13 protein-coding genes and 1 riboswitch are annotated in these 21736 nt (G+C 35.2%); of the genes, 11 read left to right on the top strand and 2 right to left on the bottom strand.

Annotated features, from left to right (window positions below; all coding sequences use genetic code 11):
• Positions 1-252: 252 nt before the first annotated feature.
• Entirely contained in the window at positions 253-924 is a 672-nt protein-coding gene (locus tag SFA27_RS21350) for a hypothetical protein (protein ID WP_264518791.1), read from the bottom strand.
• Between the two features lie 851 nt (positions 925-1775).
• Here SFA27_RS21350 and SFA27_RS21345 point away from each other — a divergent pair.
• From SFA27_RS21345 to pckA, 9 genes are all read left to right on the top strand, one after another.
• Positions 1776-4649, top strand: coding sequence for a SusC/RagA family TonB-linked outer membrane protein (locus SFA27_RS21345; RefSeq protein WP_264518790.1), 2874 nt, complete (start codon positions 1776-1778; stop codon positions 4647-4649).
• An 11-nt stretch (positions 4650-4660) separates the two neighbouring features.
• Entirely contained in the window at positions 4661-6145 is a 1485-nt protein-coding gene (locus tag SFA27_RS21340; RefSeq protein WP_264518789.1) for a RagB/SusD family nutrient uptake outer membrane protein, read from the top strand.
• Between the two features lie 22 nt (positions 6146-6167).
• Positions 6168-6971 (top strand): hypothetical protein, encoded by an 804-nt coding sequence (locus SFA27_RS21335; RefSeq protein WP_407294739.1) that lies wholly within the window; start codon positions 6168-6170, stop codon positions 6969-6971.
• A 92-nt stretch (positions 6972-7063) separates the two neighbouring features.
• On the top strand, positions 7064-9001 hold the full coding sequence (locus SFA27_RS21330) for a putative porin (protein ID WP_407294737.1): 1938 nt from the start codon (positions 7064-7066) through the stop codon (positions 8999-9001).
• A gap of 12 nt (positions 9002-9013) precedes the next feature.
• Entirely contained in the window at positions 9014-10600 is a 1587-nt protein-coding gene (gene bshC / locus SFA27_RS21325) for a bacillithiol biosynthesis cysteine-adding enzyme BshC (RefSeq protein ID WP_407294735.1), read from the top strand.
• A gap of 38 nt (positions 10601-10638) precedes the next feature.
• Entirely contained in the window at positions 10639-12606 is a 1968-nt protein-coding gene (locus SFA27_RS21320) for a LysM peptidoglycan-binding domain-containing protein (protein WP_407294733.1), read from the top strand.
• Positions 12607-12678: 72 nt separating this feature from the next.
• Positions 12679-13554: an ACP S-malonyltransferase gene (gene fabD / locus SFA27_RS21315; protein WP_047376515.1), complete on the top strand. Its 876-nt coding sequence runs from the start codon at positions 12679-12681 to the stop codon at positions 13552-13554.
• Between the two features lie 10 nt (positions 13555-13564).
• Positions 13565-14470, top strand: a complete 906-nt coding sequence (locus SFA27_RS21310; protein WP_047376516.1) for a GYDIA family GHMP kinase — start codon at positions 13565-13567, stop codon at positions 14468-14470.
• Positions 14471-14597: 127 nt separating this feature from the next.
• Complete coding sequence (gene pckA, locus SFA27_RS21305; protein WP_047376517.1) at positions 14598-16214, top strand: phosphoenolpyruvate carboxykinase (ATP); 1617 nt, start codon at positions 14598-14600, stop codon at positions 16212-16214.
• Between the two features lie 174 nt (positions 16215-16388).
• Here pckA and SFA27_RS21300 read toward each other — a convergent pair whose 3' ends face one another.
• On the bottom strand, positions 16389-16796 hold the full coding sequence (locus tag SFA27_RS21300) for a type II 3-dehydroquinate dehydratase (RefSeq protein ID WP_047376518.1): 408 nt from the start codon (positions 16794-16796) through the stop codon (positions 16389-16391).
• A gap of 245 nt (positions 16797-17041) precedes the next feature.
• A riboswitch (SAM riboswitch) is annotated at positions 17042-17140 on the top strand.
• An 83-nt stretch (positions 17141-17223) separates the two neighbouring features.
• On the opposite strand from SFA27_RS21300, the gene SFA27_RS21295 reads away from it, so the two are divergent.
• Both SFA27_RS21295 and SFA27_RS21290 read left to right on the top strand, forming a co-directional pair.
• Entirely contained in the window at positions 17224-20139 is a 2916-nt protein-coding gene (locus SFA27_RS21295) for a SusC/RagA family TonB-linked outer membrane protein (RefSeq protein ID WP_407294729.1), read from the top strand.
• Positions 20140-20156: 17 nt separating this feature from the next.
• Positions 20157-21650, top strand: a complete 1494-nt coding sequence (locus SFA27_RS21290) for a RagB/SusD family nutrient uptake outer membrane protein (RefSeq protein ID WP_407294727.1) — start codon at positions 20157-20159, stop codon at positions 21648-21650.
• The last annotated feature ends 86 nt before the right edge of the window (positions 21651-21736 follow it).

Raw genomic sequence — 21736 nt, 5'->3', positions numbered from 1 at the left:
GAGGTGGATTTTTTATTATTATCCGTGTTCTTAAAGATTTGTGGTTGTGGGGATTAAAATATAGTTGGTAATGTCAAAATGCTTTTAAAAATTAAAATAAGGAAATGCTTTTGTAAGAAAAAATTACATACAAAACGCTGAAGAGATCCTATGATGTTTGTAGTAAACTAAATGTGATATATATAAAATCCGAGTATAAATAAGTTATACTCGGATTTTTATAAAGTTTCAGAATAATTAAATATCTATTAATTATTGATTGATAAAATCTACTAGTTTAGCTATATCAGAATCATTAAATTTTAAATTATTAGACTTAATATATGTGTTGTACTCTTTCTCTTTTTCTGGAAAAAGATCTGTTATTTTTTTTAATGATGATACCTTACTTGTGCTTCCTGAAGCTGTTTTTATATAGTAAACAGGATCTTGTTTTACAAACATAGCGGGTTTCCCTGTCTGATAGGTGTTAGCAGCTGCAGCTGCATCCTTAAAAATAGTTTTTTCCTTTTTATAAACGGAATTTTTTCCTTTTGCAATCTCGGTAAGGTAACCTTTCGGTTCTGTAGAGTTCTTAAAATAAACAAAAGCTTGTTTAGACGAAAGAACTTCAATTCTGGAGAAATCGTCCTGTTTAGGTAAAACTTCAATTTTTCCATTGTTTAAAAACTCTATATCATCAGTGTAAGCATTATACCTCACATCGATATTTCCATATTTTTCTCCCACAGAAGCTTTTTGAAAAAGTGGTGATTGATAAGGAGATCCTTGTATATCTTCATATTTTATTGGAGCTCCGGTTCCTGAAGCTACTACACTTTCAAAGACAGATTGGCTACCGGTTATGTTGTTTATATTTAAAGACTGTTGAGCATCTACAAATACAAACGGTAAAAATAAAGCGATGGATAAGATTTTTTTCATTTTTTAAGTTATTTCTAATTATTTATATAATTAGCTGGTTATTGTTTGGTAAAGTTAGTAAAAAATGATGAATGCTATAATGTACTTTTAGGATTTGTTAACTTATTTTGTGCAAATGACCTTTTGGATATCTGTCAGGAAAAAAATACATAATTTGAACCACTTGAAAATGTTCAAATTATAATGGTAAAATTTATACGCATTTTTAGCTAAGTTTAACTTTTTAGTACTTTAGACTTCTCTTTATAATTTGTCTTTGATTATTACATTCTTACTATTTTTATTATGGTATTAATAAAGAAAGTTAAATTTGCACAGATCTTAACAGGACTGAAATCTCTAAATTCATAAAACTCTAATAGATTATTCTTTTGAGGAATTGTATTTATTATTTCAAAAATAATAGTAAGGGAGCAATATCATTAAATTAGATGGAATGTGGAGTATGTGCTTCAAAGATGATGTTTTCTGAAATATTACTGTAACACCATAATTGGGACTATAGTTGTAGTCTACGAAAAAAGGGTCCAATATAAAATTTAAATAATTATATCCTAAATAGGTGAAAACCACTTTTTTATAAGGGGTATTTTTATTTTCTAGACTTGCTTAATTTATAATAATTCTAAATAATAATTTTTAAGTTATTAATAATTTGTTAAAACGAACTAAATGCGTAAAAAAAATAATTTTCACATAATAAAAACTATCTATTATTATGGAATCTTATTTGATTTATGTAGGATTTAAATGAAATATTTAAAAAAAGCGTAGTTTAAACGAGGGTTTAATTTGTAGATGTTAATATTTATTAACATATTTGCCCATTAAATATATTAAAATTTGTTAATATGAATGTTAAATTACGTGTACTGACAGCCGGTGTGTTATTTTTCACAGGGCAGGTAGTATTTGCTCAAAAAGACACAACAGGTTCTAAAAAGGACAAAGAACAGAAAATTGATGAAATTGTTGTGTTAGGTTATAGCAAGACATCTACTAAGGCTAAATCTAGTGCTTCTTCAGTAACCATTGGTTCTGAAACATTAGAGAACAGACCAAATATTTCTGTTCTTAACTCTATACAGGGTACAGCACCTGGTATAGTAGCGAACTCAGCATCTGGATCTCCGGGTTCTGGTAAGTTTAATATTATCATCAGAGGACTTAGTTCCCTAAATGGTTCTACGGATCCTTTATATGTTATAGACGGGATCATTACATCTGGATCACAGTTTAGAAACTTAAACCCTAATGATATTGATACGTTTAGTATTCTAAAAGATGCACAGGCTACTGCAATTTATGGAAACAGAGCTGCTAACGGGGTTGTTGTGATCACTACTAAAGGTGGTAAGTTTAACTCAAAGCTTAGAATTTCCTATGATGCATTAACTTCTTTTTCTGTTTTGCCAAAAACGGATTATAACATGTCTTCCGGAAGAGAATTATTACAGGTTCAGAAGAATGCGGGAGGTGGAAAAGGAGCTACAATGTCTCAAAATGATATAAATAATTTCACTACCAATACAGACTGGAGAGATCTGTTTTCCAGAGTTGGTATGAGCCAGCAACATACATTATCGGTAAGTGCAGGTGGAGAAAACATAAGTAACTTTGTTTCATTAGGTTATGTTGATAGCGAAGGTAACATTCGTGGGACAGATTTCAAAAGATTTACTCTGAGAAATAACCTTAATGGAAAAAGCAGCGATGGAAAATTAACCTTCGGTGCAATCATTGGTTTAGGATTTTCTAAAAGAAATCAGTTGGACGACGAAACCAATACTGCTATTAATGCAAACACTGTACAGAATCCATTATTTGGAACAGTGCTTTCTGCACCTTACTTAGCAGCGCCAACATTTAGCAATGGATTGGGATTATTCAATCAGATTGGACAGGCTAGTGGTAACGGAAACGGAGCATATATTCTTTATGATAATATCATGGGGGGTATTAGAAACCAGTTTACGGAAACCAGCTTAACAGCTAACGTAAGTGGTAATTACAAACTTACGTCAGATTTAAGTATTGGAAATAGAACAGGTGTTGACTATAAAAATTATCAAAGACAATTTGCAAGAGCAGCAAACGGTTACTTATCTTTAGTAGTAGCTGCAGGACAAGGGGCAAAATATGGTGGATTTGAGCAATTTAATACAGTAAACGATTTAACTTTCAATACCACTACAAATATTACGTATAACCATTCATTTGGTGATCATACTATTACTGCTGCTGCTTATCTAGATTATATTAAAGTAAACTGGCAAAGTTATACTCAACAGCAGAACGGTCTTGATCCTTTAGTTTGGGAATTCGGTGCAGGAACCGGATATGTTCCTTTTAACCCTGCTACACCAAATATCTACCGTCCTTCTGCAAGTGCATTGAAAGTTACTGCAGGAACGCTGGCTTATTTTGGAACTGTAGATTATGACTACCAAGGAAAATATGGTGTGTCTGGGGTGATAAGAAGAGATGGATCATATAGATTCCCTAAAGATAACAGATGGGAAACTTTCTGGTCAGTAGCAGGAAGATGGAATATTGATAAAGAAAGCTTTATGGAAGGATCTGGGTTCAATTTATTGAAACTAAGAGCTTCACTAGGAACAACAGGTAACCAAAACTTATTTACAGTTGCTAACAATACCAATGTATTAACAGTAGGTCCTTCTTCATATTTAGATTATAATGGACCGAACCCTACTACAGCTCCGGCTTACCAAAGCTTACCTGGATATTATTTGGCAAACCTTGGAAACCAGAATCTAAAATGGGAAGAGGTAAAACAACTCGATTTAGGAGTAGATTTCAACTATAAAGGGTTGGTAGAAGGTACTTTTGACTATTATCAAAAAAGAACATCAAGACTATTTAACTCTATTCCGGTAACTTATGTTACAGGTCAAGGTTCATTAAGAGGAAATAATGGTGTTATGGATAATAAAGGGGTTGAAGGATCACTAAGAATTCACCTACTAAGAAAAGCGAATACAAAACTATCTGTATTTGGAAATGTGGGGTATAACTCTAACAAGATTATCAGCATGGAAGCTCCTGATCTTACAGGTGATTTTGTTGATGGTGTTGGAGGACCAGCAGATCAATGGCAGCTTTATCCTTATTTAGGTGTTAACCCAGCTAACGGAGAACAGCTATTTTTAGATATCAACGGAAATGTAACTCAAACGCCAACTGCAGGTGATAGAAGACTTACAGGAAAAAGCCCTATGCCTAAGTATACAGGTGGATTTGGATTTAATTTCCAACATGATGGTTTCTTCGTAGACGCTTTATTTTCTTATCAGAAAGGAGGATATATCTATGATAACCTATATTCTTGGGTAATGAATCCTTCTTATGCTGCATCTGGACTTAACGTTTCAGCTGATCTATTGAATGCTTGGACTCCAAATAATACGAATGCTACAGTACCAAGTTTATCAGCTGTAAATTCAACATTAGAAGGTTCTTCTGACAGATTCCTTTTCAAGTCTGATTTTGTTAGATTGAAGAATGTAAGCGTTGGATATACTTTCGACAAAAAAGCATTAGGTAATTTACCAATTAATTCTATTAAGGTTTTTGCACAAGCTGAAAACATTTATACTTTCACAGGATGGAAAGGTTTTGATGTGGAGCCGATTACAACGTATTCACTTAACGTATATCCAAATCCCAAAACATATTCTGTAGGGGTTAATGTAGATTTTTAAAAAAAGAAACAATGAATAAAATATATAAAAAAGCATTAGTGATAGCAGTATGTCTATCGTCAGTTGGTTTTACTTTAAACAGTTGTAAGGATGCTATTGATATAGAGCAGCCGGGATTACTGGATGACGCCACTTTATTTACAAGTGTATCAAATCTGAATGATTATTTAGTTGGATCTGTGTATGCCAACATGGATACTAATAATGATATTTATTTCTCTGCAGTATTTACTGACGAGGTAAAGCCAGGAGCAGGTAGTGGTGGTCAGGAATATGAAATTCACCGTTATTTTATAGATCCTACTACGGGATTAACTACCGGAATCTGGGCTCAGCATTATTTGGTAATTAACCGTGTGAACAGATTGCTTGCTGGTGCAGCAAAAGTTACTCCAGCTCCTACTGAAGTAGCTCAATATAACTCAATAATTGCGCAAGCGAGAGCGATAAGAGCTTTCTGCTATCTTCAATTAGAGACTTTTTTCGCTCCGGATATGAAAGATGCAAACGGTTTAGGTGTTTTGCTTCTAAAAGATGTTCCAGTAATTGATGTAAAGCTTCCAAGAAGCAAAAATCAAGATGTTTATGATTTTATTAATGCAGATTTAGACTATGCAAGAGGTATATTAGCTTATAATGCTCCAGCAGGTAGATTTTATGTAGATAAGGGATTTGTAAATGCGGTCTCTGCAAGGTTTAACCTTTACAGAGGTAATACAACTCTAGCTAAGCAATATGCACAGGATGTAATATCTAATGCTGGATTGTCATTAACTGCTGCTTCAGCATATCCAACAATGTGGAATGACACAGCAAGAGGAGAAATTATTTTTGCATTAAACAGATTAGCTACAGGAAACGGAAGTTCAATTGGAACAAGATGGAATACCAACAGTTCTAGTATTACAGGAAATCCAATGTGGGCTTTAGGAAGAAATCTATATAATATCATTGATACAACTCCAGGTGATGTTAGAAGATCAGTATATGTTGATCCTTCATCTATAATTGATCCTAATTATTTAACAAGTACTTCTCCTAGAGATACTGATCAACTGGTAGTAGATAAATACCCAGGTAAAACAAGTGCTGCTACAAGAAATGATTTAAAGGTATTTAGATTATCAGAAATGTATTTCATCTTAGCGGAATGTGAAACAGCTGCTAATAATTTTACAGGTGCAGCAACATTAATTCAACAAGTAAGAGCGAAAAGATACAGCAGTGGAATAGCTCCTCTTCCTGTATATGCGTCATCTACAGCTGCATATGCTGATATTTTAAAGGAGAGAAGAGTAGATCTTGCGTTAGAAGGACACAGATATATAGATTTAAAAAGATTGGCTACTGCAGCAGGTGTTACTATGGATAGAAACCAAACAGATGATGTTGTTACGGTTACCAACCTTCCGAACAATAGCCATAAGTATACATTGCCTATCCCGGTTCAGGAGATTAATTTAAATCCTCAAGTGCAACAAAACCCTGGTTATTAATAATTAAAAGCGAATTTTAGCTATGAAAATTTTAAAATATTTAAGTATTCCCCTTTTTGCATTAATGATCTCTGCTTGTTCAGAGAGAGACGATGCAGTATATGACGGTGATAATTTTGTGAGTTTTGGTGCTGAAAGCTCTGAGGCAACAGTAGTAAAAGGAACAACATCTAGAGAGGTTGCAGTAGTATATACCACTTTAAGTGAAGCAAAGCAAAATACAGAAGTAAAAATTGCTGTTGATGCCGCTAATTCTACAGCAGTAGAAGGTGTTGATTTTAAGATTCTAAATAAAACGGATAATCTTCCTGCTGGACAAAAGGTTGGAAGCTTTAAAGTACAATTATTAGAAAGTGGTGCTTTGGAAACACAAAAAGTGATTACTTTTAAGATTTCTTCGTCAGTGCCTAATGCTACGTTCAATCAAACTCACACATTGAAATATTCATTAGAATGTCCATTTAATATGTCAGGTTTCACTGGAACGTATAAGGTTGTAACAGATACTTGGGAAGATTATTCACCAGGAGATCTAATTACTATACAGCCAGGTCCTGCCGCTAACCAATTTAAGATATTGTCAACCAACAATCCTTATATTAGCAACCCGACTACATCTTACATGCTTGTTACTGTTCAGAATAATGGTAGTATCACAGTAGCTTCCAATCAAGCTTTTAGTTATGGAGGATCTACGGGTAATATGAATATATCTGGTACAGGGACAGTTAACTTTTGTACTAGTGGTATAAATATTTCTGCTCTTACTTTCTCAGGTAATGCAGGTACTTCTAGTGGTAATAAATTTGTCTTAGTGAAAAACTAAAATTTTTCTAATAAAAATATCTCAAACCCCACATTTATTGTGGGGTTTTTTATGTCCTTTTATTTCTTATTTTTGCTGTACAATAATGAATAATGAAGTACATCCTTTTCATACTCTTCTCTTTAAGTTTTGTAGCCAAAGCGCAGGTCGTTAATAAAGCTGATACAAAGCCTCAACCTAAAAAAGAAGATACTCTTGTGATAGATTCCGGGAAAAAAGATTCCCTGAAGATTTTCAAGCCTACTATTAATGATTACCAATATCAAACTCAGTTTTCTGAAAAGAAAGTTTTTGATACCGTAATGACTTTTAATAAAACCTATATCTTTTCACAACAAAATAATAAGGATAACTTTGGAAGAGTACAGACTGCCAATATAGGATCGGGATTCAATCCGTTGGTATTTGAGGTAAATGACGAACAGAATCTTTCCTTACTGCCATCCAATAAATCTTATATGATCATTGGGGCAAATGATGTGAAATACTATGACGTAAAAACTCCTACCGCTTCATTTGTATATCATAATGCAATGCGAAACGGTGCGGCTTTAACCTCTACTTACACTCAAAATATTGGGAAAAGATTCAATTTTGCTCTTGAATATATGGGACTTCGTTCTCAGGGACTTTACAGAAATTCATTAGCTGCGAATAATAATACTCTATTTTCAGGGCACTATATTTCAAAAAGCGGAAACTATGAAATCTTCGCACATTATCTTCACCAGAATGTAAACAATCAGGAAAGTGGTGGTATTACCGAGGATAATCTGTTCATGAATGGTGACAGTAATTATAGTAACAGGCAAAATGCTCAGGTAAACCTGGCATCCAGCAGCTCACAGTTTTCTTACAGAAGATACTACCTGAGCCACCAGTTTACGCCATTCAATTCCGGGAAATTTCCATTTAGTATAAGACATATTATTTCTCATCAAGGGAATAAATATTACTATAATCAGACAGCGCTGGAATCTTATTGGTATGATGCTCCTACTGAACTGGTTGATGGTTTCCCATTGACCACAAAAAAATATTCTGAAAACTTCAGCAATACGGTAAGCTTGATTTTTAATAATGAAAAATTCAAATTGGATGCTGGTGTACGTTATCAGATGATCAAATTGGGAATAAGAGATGTTGTTGTCCTTAATGGCGTACCTTTTCCTGGTGAGCTTAAAGAAAACAGAATCGGAGCTGTAGGAAATCTGCAGGTAAAACTTTGGGACAAAATTCAATTGAACTCATTCCTGGAATTTTCAAACGGAAGCCAGTTTAAAAGCTATCTGAAAACAACCAACAATCTGAAGTTCGAGCCTATTAAAGATTATTTCGTTAATGCTAAAGTGAATTTCCAAAGTGCTTATCCTTCATTTAATTACTTATTGAACACTTCTGTTTACAACAATTTCAATTATTATCTTGAAAATGCAAAGAATCAGTCTGTAATGGAAGTGGGAGGAAGCATCAATCTGAAATGGTTTAAAACAGAGATTTTCGCCAACTATTTCAGAATAGATAACTATACTTATTTTGACAGTAACGGAAGCCCGAAGCAAAGTGATAATTCTGTGAATATCTCTCAAATAGGGGGCGATGCTACATTCAGCTTCAATAAATTCCATCTGAATACAAGGGTGCATTTCCAAAATACTCTAACGAATAAAGAATTGCTTCCTATGCCAGGCTTTATTGGGAGAGCCAATTTCTTCTATCAGACACAGGCATTCAAAAAAGCAGCAGAAATTCAGGCAGGTGTTAAAGTATATTACTTCTCTAAATTTGCGTCAAGGGATTATTTCCCTGTTCTTAATGAATATATCCTTCCAAGAGCAGATTCATTTTCAATTGGGGGGCAGCCTATCGCCGATATCTATATCAATATGAAGGTGAAAAAGATGTTCTTTTTCATAGAAGGTCAGCAGATAGGAACTGTTATTTCCAATAACAAAGCATATGCATTTCCACATTATCCGGTATATGATTTCAGACTGAACATCGGGATCGTGTGGTATTTGTTCAACTAAAAACTGTACAGGTTGAAAACAATAAATAAAATATCATTCAACGATATAGAAAGCATTCCTCAATTGGTAAAAGATTTTTTAAATCAGAAAATTGAGGGTTTTGAAAATAATACATTTTCTTTAGATCATTTTAAACAACAGATTCATTTGAAAAAAGACTCTTCCTCATCAGGGAAGAGAGAAATTTTATCTGAAGTATTAGAAGGCCAGCTTTCAAACCTCTCGCTTTCTTCAAAACAGAAAGAAAATCTTGAGAATCTTAAACAGCCAAATACATTTACCATTACAACAGGACATCAGCTGAACCTGTTTTCGGGACCTGTTTTCTTTGTCTATAAAATTCTTCAGACCATAAAGACATGTACCTATCTGAAAGAAAATTTTCCGGATTTTAATTTTGTTCCGGTATATTGGATGGCCTCAGAAGATCATGATTTTGCCGAGATCAATCATTTTAAAACCGAAAATAATTATTACGAGACTAATGAGAAGTCCGGCGGTCCGGTAGGGAGAATTGAGATCAGTGATACCTATTTTATTTCTGAATTTGAAAAAGAATTCAAAGATTCTATTTTTGGAACCGAGCTGATCTTAATGATGAAGGAAGCTTATAAAACAGGAAACACTTTAACGGAGGCTATTAAGATTCTTGTTAATCGTCTTTTTTCAGAATTCGGACTTTTGATTCTGGATGGAGATTCTAAAGAACTTAAAAATCAGATGAAGGAGGTATTTAAAGATGAACTTCTTCATTTCAGTTTACAGAAAACGTCTAAGAAGAAAGTAGATTTTCTGACGGAAAAATATGGAAAAGTGCAGGTAAATCCTCGTGAAATTAACCTTTTCTACCTTTCTGAAACCAGAGATAGAATAGAATTTAACGGACAGAAATATATCATCGTAGATAAACCCATTCAGTTTACAGAAGAAGAAATACTGGCTGAATTGGAAAATCATCCGGAAAAATTCAGTCCCAATGCTTTAATGCGTCCCGTGTATCAGGAAAATGTACTTCCGAATCTGGCTTATATCGGAGGAAATGCCGAAATTATGTACTGGCTGGAGCTGAAAGATTATTTCTCAAAAATTGCTACTCCTTTTCCTATTCTTATTCCAAGAAACTCAATGCTTTTCCTGAAAGAGAAAACATTAGGGAAAATTGAGAAACTGAATCTTAAAATAGAAGATTTTTTCCAGAACTTCACAGTACTTACCAATCAGAAGATTTTAAAAGATAATCCGATTTTACAATTGCTCGACGAGAAAGAAGAGTTGCTGATCAACAGTTTTTCAGCGTTGAGGACTTCAGCAGAAACCACTGAGAAATCTTTTGGAAATATGGTGAAGGCAGAAGAAGTAAGACAATTGAAGTCTTTCAAAAGAATGAAAAAACGTCTGCTCCATGCTGAAAAAATAAAACAAAATGAATTGCTGGAAAGACTTGAAAATCTGTTTTTAGATGTTCATCCCGCCAAAACATGGCAGGAGAGAGTTTATAATTTTAGTGTATTCTTTTCAGATTATGGCTATTCGTGGCTTGAAAATTGTTTGGAAGAAATGGTGGTTCAAGATTCCAAATTAATAATTGTTGCCATTTAATTTTAAAGAAGTATTTTTGTAAATTATAATTATCGAATATGATAAAGAGGTTTTTTATTCTATCCAGTTTATGTATGGTTTTGGGAGTTTCAGCCCAAAAATCACATACGGTTGTGCAAGGTGATAATCCTTACAACATTGCAAGAAAGTATGGAATGACTGTAGATGAATTGCTGAAGCTAAACCCAAAACATAAAGATGGCAAACTGGCTATCGGAGATGTTTTAACCATAAAATCTGATAAAACAGCCACTCCGGTTGTCACAAAAACAGCTCCGGTAGAAAAAGTAACTTCAAGTACAAGTACTTCTTCAACAGGTAAAATTGTTTTGCAGCCAAAGCAAACGATCTATGGCATCACAAAACAATACAGAATTTCTGAAACCGATTTGAGAAAACTGAATCCTGAACTGGATTCTCATATGAAAATCGGAGATGAAATTACTTTGCCTCTTGCCAGCATCAAAAAATATGGAGGCACTCAACAGACTGTAACAGCAGAAAAACATGCTGAACCCGCTGTAGAAAAAAATATAACGACAATTACACCTACAACGGTTACCACTGCTGTAGAAGGAGAATCTTATGTGATCCAGGCTAAAGATAATTATTACAGAATTACAAAACAGTTTGGAGTCAGCCAGCAGGACCTTTTTGCTTTAAATCCAGGACTGGAAGAAAAAGGACTTAAACCTGGTGAAACCATTAAAATAAAAACATCCAATATTAATACAAATACGGATAACGTTGCTGAGACCACAAATCCAAAAGCAAAAATGGATTCAGGGAACGAGAAATCGACGATCTCTTCCAATGTTGCTGCAGGAGACGATTATGTAACCTATACCGTTCAGCAGGGAGATACTGTATTTTCCATCGTTAATAAATTCGGTGTTTCGATAGATGAACTTATTGCTCTTAACCCGGACCTTTCTCATGGGTTGAAAACCGGAATGGTTTTAAAGATCAAAAAACAGGATGCAGCATACATTAAGAAAAACGGTGACGCCCTTAGTGTGATCCTAATGCTTCCATTTGGGTACAGTACAAACGAAACCCAGTACAGAGCAATGGCACTTGACTTTTTAACAGGGGCTAAACTTGCTATTGAAAGGAATGCCAGAGGTGGACAGAAACTGGATATCAAAATAGTAGATTCAGGAAATGAAGCATCATTCAAAAACTCTTTGACACAGATTAATCCTGATAATACAGATCTTATTATTGGTCCATTCTTTAAATCTAATGTAATTGATGTTCTTGATTTTACCAAAAATCAAAAAATTCCGATTGTAGCACCATTTGCCAACACTCCGGAATTATATAACTACAGTAATCTGATTATCGTTGAAACGAATAATCAGACATATGCGGATAAGATTGTAGAAGAAGTAAAAGGAATTTATTCTGACCAAAAAATATATGTAGTGGCAGATGCTAAGAAAGAAAATGCCAATTACATTAAAGCAGGGCTTGAAAAAGCTGTGAAAAACCCTAATATTATTATTGTCAACTCACCAGCAGATATTCAGCCAGATCAGAATATGATGACAGGTCAGTCTGCACCGGTTATTGCCATTTTGGCGAATGATGATAATGCAGCAGGAGATGCTTTTGCCAACAGAATCATAGCTATTTCTAAAGAAGTACAGGGAGTAAAAGCATTCAGTATGTTTTATTCTCCAACTTTTGAGAAAAAAGTTGACGAGCTGAGCCAGGCCAGCCTGGTATATCTGATGGATAGAAAGATCAATACAGACGGCAGCTTTGAAAAAGAAATTCTGGCTGCTTACAAAAGCAAATACTGTAAAACTCCTCCAAAATATGCTATCGTAGGTTTTGATGTAGTAAACGACATGTTAACCAGAGAAAATAAAAAAGGCGAGATCTTCAAGCAGATGAATAAAGTTCAGACTCAGCTTGCTACAAAATTTGAGTTTGTAAAATCTAAAGCTAACGGTGCTTATGTAAACACTGGTTACAGAGTAATCAGGCTGGTACCTTAACATGATTTATAGCTCTTTAAAAAGAATATTGTTAACATTATAGTTATATTTGCATAATATTTAATTCAATACATGAAAGCACTTGTATTTCCAGGGCAGGGTTCTCAGTTCGTAGGAATGGGAAAAGAATTGTATGATTCTAGAAAAGATATTAAAGATCTGATGGAATCTGCCAATGAAATTTTAGGTTTCGACATTCTTTCCATTATGTTTAACGGAACGGACGCGGATCTTAAAAAAACAGAGGTTACCCAGCCTTCAATATTTATACATTCAGTAGCAGCATTAAAAGCCGTAAACGGTCTTGGTGCTGAAATGGTTGCAGGACACTCTTTAGGAGAGTTTTCAGCTTTGGTTGCCAATGGAGTTCTGTCCTTTGATGACGGTTTGAAATTAGTTTCCGAAAGAGCAAAAGCTATGCAGGACGCTTGTGATGCCAATCCAAGCTCTATGGCAGCTATCTTAGGATTAGATGATGCTAAGGTTGAAGAAATCTGTGCACAGATCAGCGGAATTGTTGTTCCTGCAAATTATAACTGTCCAGGACAATTGGTGATCTCAGGAGAAACACCTGCAGTAGAAGAAGCTTGTGCAAAACTGAAAGAAGCGGGTGCTAAAAGAGCATTGTTATTACCGGTAAACGGAGCCTTCCATTCACCATTGATGCAGCCTGCACAAGAAAGACTGGCAGCAGCAATCGAAAAAACAAAATTCAGAAAAGCAACTATTCCAGTATACCAGAATATCACTACAACAGCAGTAACGAATCCTGACGAGATCAAACAAAACCTGATCGCTCAGCTTACCGGTCCTGTAAAATGGACACAGTCTGTTCAGAATATGATTAAAGATGGTGCATCCAACTTCGTAGAAGTAGGACCAGGAAAAACCCTTCAGGGATTGATCAAAAAAATCGACGGATCAGTAGATGCTGCTTCTGCAATCTAATTAAAAATATATGAACGCGATATTTTCACCGGGCAAGCTTATGCTTACTTCAGAATATTTCGCAATCGATGGAGCTCTTGTCTTAGCGGTACCTACCAAGCTGGGACAAGAGTTTTTCTTTGAAGAAAAAGAAGATGGAAAGTCACTTATTTATTGGGAAGCTTATCATCAAAACAAATTATGGTTGAAAGCTGTTATTGATTATAAAAATTGGCAGATCTTAGAAACCAACATTCCATCAAGCGCTGAGTTTATTGTCAAAACATTAAAGAATGTTCAGCAGCTTTCTATTACTAAATTCAAGACCAACCTTACCTATCAGTTAAAGACTAACCTTCAGTTTCCTGCAGACTATGGTCTTGGGAGCAGTTCTACTTTGATGAATAATCTTGCAGAATGGGCCGAGATTGATCCTTTTCATCTGAATACGATTAGTTTAGGAGGAAGTGGATATGATATAGCGGTAGCAAAAGAAAAATCCGCAGTTCTTTTCCAGAGTAAACCTGAGATTAAATATGAGAAGGTAGATTTCAATCCTTCGTTTAAAAATGAACTGGTTTTTATTCACTTAAATCAGAAGCAGGATAGCAGAGAAGGAATCAACTTTTATAAATCAAAAAAGAAGTCTCCGGAATTGGTTGATGAATTTTCAGATATCACAAAGAAAATAATGTTATGCAATGAATTGGAATGTTTTTCTGAATTAATGATGATTCATGAGCATAAAATTGCTGATTTCCTTGAAATTTCCACAGTTAAAGAAAAAATATTCTCAGATTGCCCTTCCTTTGTCAAAAGTTTAGGTGCATGGGGAGGAGATTTTGTAATGAGTGCCAAATTTGGGGACTATAAGAACTATTTTTGGGAGAAAGGTTTTCCTACTGTTTTTGAGTGGGAAAATATAATCAATTTATAATCAAAGTCTTACGATTCCGTTTTTTTATTTGTCATTCTGACTTATATCAGTATATTTAAACCACCTTTAACAAATAATTAATATTATTTTTGTTGAAGTCAATAAAGAAATAGAAAATATAAGTAAAATGAAAAACACTAAAATCATCCAGGATTTAGAGAAATTGGGGATTAAAGGAAACTATGAAGTAGTGTATAATCCTTCTTATGAAGAATTATACCAGGCTGAAGTTTCTTCTGAAAATCAGGGATTTGAGAAAGCTGAACTTACAGAATCTGGCGCGGTATCAGTAAAAACAGGAATTTTCACAGGTCGTTCACCTAAAGACAGATATATTGTTCAGGATGATGTTACAAGAGATACAATTTTCTGGGATGGTAAAGTAAACTTACCTACTACCGCAGAAATTTTCGGTTCTTGTAAAGAACTAGTGCTGAACCAGCTTGCTGAATCTAAAAAGATTTATGTAGTAGATACATTCTGCGGAACGAATGCAGATACGAGACTTAAAGTAAGATTTATTGTTGAAGTAGCATGGCAGGCGCATTTTGTTACTAATATGTTCATTCGTCCTTCTCACTATGAGCTTGAAAACTTTGGAGAGCCTGATTTCACAGTAATCAACGGTTCTAAAACAATAAACCCGAACTGGGAAGCTCAAGGACTGAATTCTGAAAACTTTATCATGTTCAACCTTACTGAAAAACTACAGATCATCGGAGGTACATGGTACGGAGGTGAAATGAAAAAAGGAATGTTTGCCATGATGAACTATTACCTTCCATTAAAAGGTATGGCTTCAATGCACTGTTCCGCTAACGTAGGAGAAAAAGGCGACGTTGCTTTATTCTTTGGTCTTTCAGGAACAGGAAAAACTACTTTGTCTGCAGATCCGAAAAGATACCTTATCGGTGATGACGAACATGGTTGGGATAACAACGGAGTATTCAACTATGAAGGTGGATGCTATGCTAAAGTTATCGACTTATCTGAAGAAAAAGAACCGGATATCTTCGCTGCAATCAAGAGAGATGCTCTTCTTGAAAACGTTGTTGTGAACAATGGAGTAGCAGATTATACAGACGGATCTATTACAGAAAATACAAGGGTTTCTTATCCAATCTATCATATCAACAAAATTGTTTTGCCTTCTAAAGCAGGTCATGCTAAGAAGATTGTTTATCTTTCAGCAGATGCGTTCGGGGTACTTCCTCCGGTTTCCATCTTGAATGAAGACCAGGCTCAGTATCACTTCCTTTGCGGTTATACATCTAAATTAGCCGGAACAGAAAGAGGAATTACAGAACCTCAGCCATCTTTCTCACCAGCATTTGGTGAAGCATTCCTTACATTACACCCAACAATGTATTCTAAAACATTGATCGGTAAAATGCAGGAGCACGGAGCTAAAGCTTATTTGGTGAATACAGGTTGGAATGGTACAGGAAAGAGAATTTCTCTGAAAGATACAAGAGCAATCATTGATGCCATCATTGATGGTTCTATCGATAATGCTCCTAAAACTCAGGTTCCAATTATGAACCTTGAGATTCCTACTGAATTACCAAACGTTTCTACAGGTATTTTAGATCCTAGAGAGACTTACGAAAGTGCTTCAGAATGGGAAGAAAAAGCAAAAGATCTTGCTGCAAGATATATCAAAAACTTTGAGCAGTACTGTGATACTGAAGAAGGTAAGAAGTTAGTGGCTTCAGGACCTCAGTTACAGGAACAAACTATCTAATAGTTTATCAATACCATACAGAAAAGCCTCATCATTGATGAGGCTTTTTTATTTTGGTTTTTTATTTCTCAAATATTAACGCGTTAAATGGATAAGAATTGAGTGAATTATTTTCTTGTATCTATAATTATCTATGAAAATCTGTGCGATCTGTGGGAAAAGGATAAACTATAATTACTTCAAACTCAGTATGGCCAGCCTATATCCATCCATTCCAAAGCCGGATAAAACTGCATCCGTATTAGCTGCCGTCACAGACTTCTGTCTGAATTCCTCTCTTTTATAAATATTGCTGATGTGAACTTCTACTTTTGGTTTTCTGATGTTTTTCAAACAGTCAGCAATGGCATAAGAATAATGGGTAAAAGCTCCCGGATTAATCACTACAGCATCAAAATCATCTTCCTGAAGTCTGTTGATAAGCTCTCCTTCAATATTCGACTGGTAATATTTTAATTCATGAGACTGAAACTCGGATTTTAAAATTTCCATATAGCTTTCCATAGAAACAGTTCCATAGATTTCAGGTTCTCTGGTGCCTAACAGGTTGAGGTTAGGTCCGTTTATAATTAAAATTTTCATACTATAAAATTAAAAACTTTTTTGAATTAAATGATCAAAAATTTCAGTATAGATTAACGTTCGTTTAATTATATTATTAATAATGATATTTGTCATGTTTGATAAAATGATAACGGCTGCAACTCCTTATAGTAATGGGTTTTATTATAATCTTATGTTAAATTTTGAAAATTTATCATGAAAAAAATATAAGTCTACTTGTTTTGTAGACTAAAAGTTTTTAGATTTGCAACCATATTTCGATCGGCTTATAAAGAAAGATGGAGGGAACTGACCCAATGATATCTTGACAACCTACCCAATGGGCAAGGTGTTACGTTCAGCCTTTTTAGGAAAAATAAGCATTTGGTTTATCGTATTTATCGATGCCCTTTGCTGACTTTTCTGCAAAGGGCAAAATTTTAATATATGATAAATAAAATTGATTATGATTAGTAATAATTTATTCACTTCTAAAGCCTGGATACCTCCGGTTGCTGCATTTTTTCTGGGAGTGACCAGTATAAGTGCACAAAATTCCAGACCGGAAAAAGATAGTCTTCATGAAAAAGAGATTGATGAAGTAGTAGTGGTAGCGTACGGAAAAGCTAAAAGAAATAGCTATACCGGTTCTGTAGCTACAATTTCAAGTGATAAGATTAATAACAGACCTGTTACAAATATAACAAAAGCACTGGAAGGACAGGTTCCCGGACTTCAGGCGGTAAGCTCTTCAGGACAGCCGGGGGATACAGCATCAATCAGAATTCGTGGAATTGGCTCTGTAAGTGCTTCGAGTAGTCCATTATTTGTAGTTGACGGAATGCCTTTTGATGGAAACATCAATTCTATAAGTCCAAACGATATTGAATCGATCAGTGTTCTGAAAGATGCTACGGCAAGTTCATTATACGGTTCCAGAGGAGCAAACGGTGTGATCATTGTTACCACAAAATCTGGTAAAAAAGGTGATGCAAGAGTAAACTTTAATATAAGCCAGGGTTTCTCAAGCAGAGCGGTAAAAGATTATGAACAGGTAAATACAGATCAATATTTTCAGTTATATTGGGAAGCATTGAGAAACGGATATAAATCCAGCCAGATTTCGTCTCAGCAGGCTGCACAAATGGCAACTGACAATTTGATAAATTCATTGGGAATTAATCCTTATGGATCAAATTATGCAAAACCAGTAGGAACAGATGGGAAGCTTTTGCCGGGGGCAACTGCTTTATGGAATGACAACTGGAAAGATATTCTGCAAAGAGTAGCTTCGAGAAATCAGATAGATCTGGATTTCAGCGGAGGAAGTGAAAAAAGCAATTACTTTTTCTCTTTGGGCTATCTGGATGATAAAGGAATTGCCATCGGATCTGGTTTTAAGAAGTACAGTACAAGATTAAAAATCAATTCTGAAGTTAAAAAATGGTTAAATGTAGGAGCAAACCTAGCGTATACAAACAGTCTTCAGGAAGCACCTCCTTCATCAGATTCCAGAACGGATAATATCATTAATGCAGCGAGAGTGATCCCGTCTTTTTATCCTTATTATGAAAGAAATGCGGACGGAAGTTACAAGCTGGATGCAATTGGAAATTACATCTATGATTTTGGAAAATACAGACCAACAAATGCTTTGCAAAATGAAAATGCCGCTGCAACCTTACCTTTAGATAAAAATGAAAACCGGGAAGATAACTTTTCGGGGAAAGGTTTTGCTGAATTTACATTTTTGCCTGAGCTGAAATTCAAAACAAGCTTCTCTGTTGATCTGGTGAATTATAACGGTCATTATTATACCAATCCTTTGTTAGGGCAAGGTACAGAAATTGGTGGTTCTGTGACGAAAACAAATTCCAGAACACTTTCCTATACGACGAGTAATATTTTAACCTACGATAAAAAATTTGGCCAGCACCATATCAATCTTTTGGGAGGGCAGGAATTTTATCATTATGAATATCAGACAATTTCAGGAAACAGAAGTCAGTTTTCATTGCCTTATTATTATGAACCGGATGCTGCAGCTTTGTTAGGCGGTTTTAGCGGAAACAGTGACAAATTAGGTTTGTTGAGCTTTTTAGGAAAAGCGGAATATGATTATCAGAATAAATATTTTGTTTCCGGATCGGTGAGAGCAGATGGTTCTTCCAGATTCTCTCCTGAAAACAGGTGGGGAACTTTCTGGTCAGTAGGTGGTTCATGGAAAGCATCCAATGAAGATTTTATTAAAGAGTTAAATTTCTTTAACCAGTTGACACTTCGTGCAAGTTATGGAGGTCAGGGAAATGACAAGCTAAGTAATTATTATGCTTACCAGAGTTTGTATGCTTTTTACAATAATTTAGGAGAAGGCGGAACGGTTGCCAGTAAATTACCAACCCCGGATTTGAAATGGGAAACGAATTTAAACTTAAATGTTGGATTAGAATTTGCGATTCTCAAAAACAGAATTAGAGGGAATGTAGAATATTTCCAGCGTCAGAGCAAAGATCTTTTATTTAATATGCCTTTGGCTCCTTCACTTGGTTTTACTGGATTTCAGGCCAATATTGGGGAATTGAAAAATACAGGTTTTGAGTTTTCATTATTCACTACGCCGGTTAAAACGAAAGATTTTGAATGGAATGTTGATCTTAATGTAAGCACGTTGAAAAATGAAATTACAAAGCTTCCGAAAGGTTCCATTGTAAGTGGAACAAAATTATTGCAGGTAGGTGGATCCATTTATGATTTCTTCATCCCGGAATGGGCCGGAGTAGATCCAACTAACGGAAAACCACTTTGGAAAACAATAACAACAGATGCAAACGGAAATACGCTAGAAGGAACAACTTCAGAATATGCAAAAGCAACAAAAACATTGCAGGGTTCATCGCTTCCGAAAGTAATGGGAGGATTAACGACAAGTTTGACGTATAAAAACTTTGATTTTTCAACATTGATAACATTCAGTATCGGAGGGAAAATTCTGGATAATGATTATACGATGATTATGCATAACGGAAGCTCTGCAGGCCGTTCCTGGAGCTCAGAAATGCTAAACCGATGGACTCCTGAAAACCCTTACACGGATGTTCCTGCATTGAGTACCACAACTAATAACTGGACTTCAACTTCATCAAGGTTTTTATACTCAGGGACGTATGCGAGAGTAAAAAATGTAAGCTTGGGATACACACTGCCGACGGATTACTTTGAAAAAATAGGATTAAAGAAGTTCAGAGTCTATGTTCAGGCAGAAAATCTTTTAACGTTCTACAAACATAAAGGAATGGATCCGGAACAGACATTAGACGGAACAACATATTACAGATATCCTGCGATGAGAACGATTACTTTCGGTTTACAGGCAACTCTTTAACATTTAAAATGAAAATAATGAAAAAATTAAAATATTTGTCTTTTGCCTTAATCACAGTGTTGTCTTTAATAAGCTGTGAAAGTGATTTGGAAACGGCTCCTACCAATCAGGCAAATGAGGAAGAAGTTTTTAAAACGGCAGAAAGCGCGGAAACAGTAATTAACGGAACCTGGGCTAACTTTAATGACGAGGGGACAAATTATGCCAACATCGGATATTCAACAGTATTGAGAACCAGTGATGCAATGGGAAGTGATGTTGCCGTATTGACTAATAAATATGGTTTCGGTCCCACCTATGCCTTCACAGAAATGGTAAACAGTACAGTGGGGCGACCGTCGTTTATATGGAATATGTTGTATTCCACTATTAATAATATGAATAATGTTATTGCAAGAATTGATGGAACAGGAGGAAGTCAGGAGAAAAAGAATCAGGTGAAAGGACAGGCAAAGGCTTTACGTGCTTTCTGTTATCTGAACCTGGCTAGCTTTTATCAGTTCAGTTATTTTAAAGATAAATCAGCTTTAACGGCTCCTGTTTATACTGAACCTACCACAACAAGTACGGTAGGGAAGAAAAGAGCAAGCCTTGAAGAAATTTATACTTTGATTAAAAGTGATCTTACCGATGCAGACAATCTGCTGAAAAGTTATACCAGAAATAATAAAGATAAAATCGACCGTTCTGTAGTGAACGGACTTTTAGCAAGAACCTATCTGAATATTGGTGATTGGAGCAAAGCAGCTGCCGCTGCGAAAATTGCAAGAGAAGGCTTCCCTTTGATGGCTCCGGAAAAATATAAAGAGGGCTTTAATGATATCAATAATGCAGAATGGATCTGGGGACATGGGCAGACACAGGAACAGTCGGGTGCGAGTTATGCATTCCATTTTTTGGATGTATCTTCATCAGGAAGCTATTATTACAACTTTATGGCAGATCCTTATTTTAAAGACCTTTTTGATGCCAATGATATCAGATCTCAGTTATTTTCATGGGATGGGCAGAAAGGAAGAGAAGGTTTGCTGAGGTATGCAAAGTTTAAGTTTAAGCCAGCCCTTATTGCAGATATTGTCTACATGAGAGCTGCAGAAATGTATCTGATTGAAGCTGAAGCTGAAGCCAAAAACGGAAATATTTCTAAGGCAGTTGCGGTTTTGAACCAATTAAAATCTGCCAGAAATGCTAATATTTATACTGGATCACTATCACAGAATGAAGTAGTAGCAGCAGTTCTGATTGAAAGAAGAAAAGAATTGTTCGGAGAAGGTTTCTCCCTTTCAGATATTATCAGGACGCAGGGGACTGTGGTAAGAAAACCTTTTGTAGATGCAGATGGTAAACCTATAAAAGTTCAGATCACTACACCGGAAGGTACCGTGAAAACAGTAGACGGTAAAGGGCACTCTGTTCTTGATTTCCCGGATAAAACAGCCTTCACACCCAACAGCAATTATTATTTATTCAGTATTCCACAAAGAGAATCTGAAAACAACCCGAACTTATAAGGGGACATACTTATAATTAGATTTGATTTTTAGCCACTGCTTTTGCGGTGGCTTTTTTGATTGGCTTCATTATTAGTTTTGAAACA

This window comes from Chryseobacterium sp. HR92 (assembly GCF_045689405.1).
In the GTDB taxonomy this organism is placed as follows: domain Bacteria; phylum Bacteroidota; class Bacteroidia; order Flavobacteriales; family Weeksellaceae; genus Chryseobacterium; species Chryseobacterium viscerum_A.
Note: the sequence above shows the minus strand (reverse complement) of the source record. Positions and strands in the feature narration are given on the sequence as shown.

What these genes read in the sequence shown, in the direction of transcription:
- fabD (WP_047376515.1), top strand. Translation starts at nt 12,679, where the DNA reads ATGAAAGCACTTGTATTTCCAGGGCAGGGTTCTCAGTTCGTAGGAATG.
- SFA27_RS21290 (WP_407294727.1), top strand. Translation starts at nt 20,157, where the DNA reads ATGAAAAAATTAAAATATTTGTCTTTTGCCTTAATCACAGTGTTGTCT.
- SFA27_RS21320 (WP_407294733.1), top strand. Translation starts at nt 10,639, where the DNA reads ATGATAAAGAGGTTTTTTATTCTATCCAGTTTATGTATGGTTTTGGGA.
- SFA27_RS21330 (WP_407294737.1), top strand. Translation starts at nt 7,064, where the DNA reads ATGAAGTACATCCTTTTCATACTCTTCTCTTTAAGTTTTGTAGCCAAA.
- SFA27_RS21300 (WP_047376518.1), bottom strand. Translation starts at nt 16,796, where the DNA reads ATGAAAATTTTAATTATAAACGGACCTAACCTCAACCTGTTAGGCACC.
- SFA27_RS21340 (WP_264518789.1), top strand. Translation starts at nt 4,661, where the DNA reads ATGAATAAAATATATAAAAAAGCATTAGTGATAGCAGTATGTCTATCG.
- pckA (WP_047376517.1), top strand. Translation starts at nt 14,598, where the DNA reads ATGAAAAACACTAAAATCATCCAGGATTTAGAGAAATTGGGGATTAAA.
- SFA27_RS21295 (WP_407294729.1), top strand. Translation starts at nt 17,224, where the DNA reads ATGATTAGTAATAATTTATTCACTTCTAAAGCCTGGATACCTCCGGTT.
- SFA27_RS21310 (WP_047376516.1), top strand. Translation starts at nt 13,565, where the DNA reads ATGAACGCGATATTTTCACCGGGCAAGCTTATGCTTACTTCAGAATAT.
- SFA27_RS21345 (WP_264518790.1), top strand. Translation starts at nt 1,776, where the DNA reads ATGAATGTTAAATTACGTGTACTGACAGCCGGTGTGTTATTTTTCACA.
- SFA27_RS21350 (WP_264518791.1), bottom strand. Translation starts at nt 924, where the DNA reads ATGAAAAAAATCTTATCCATCGCTTTATTTTTACCGTTTGTATTTGTA.
- SFA27_RS21335 (WP_407294739.1), top strand. Translation starts at nt 6,168, where the DNA reads ATGAAAATTTTAAAATATTTAAGTATTCCCCTTTTTGCATTAATGATC.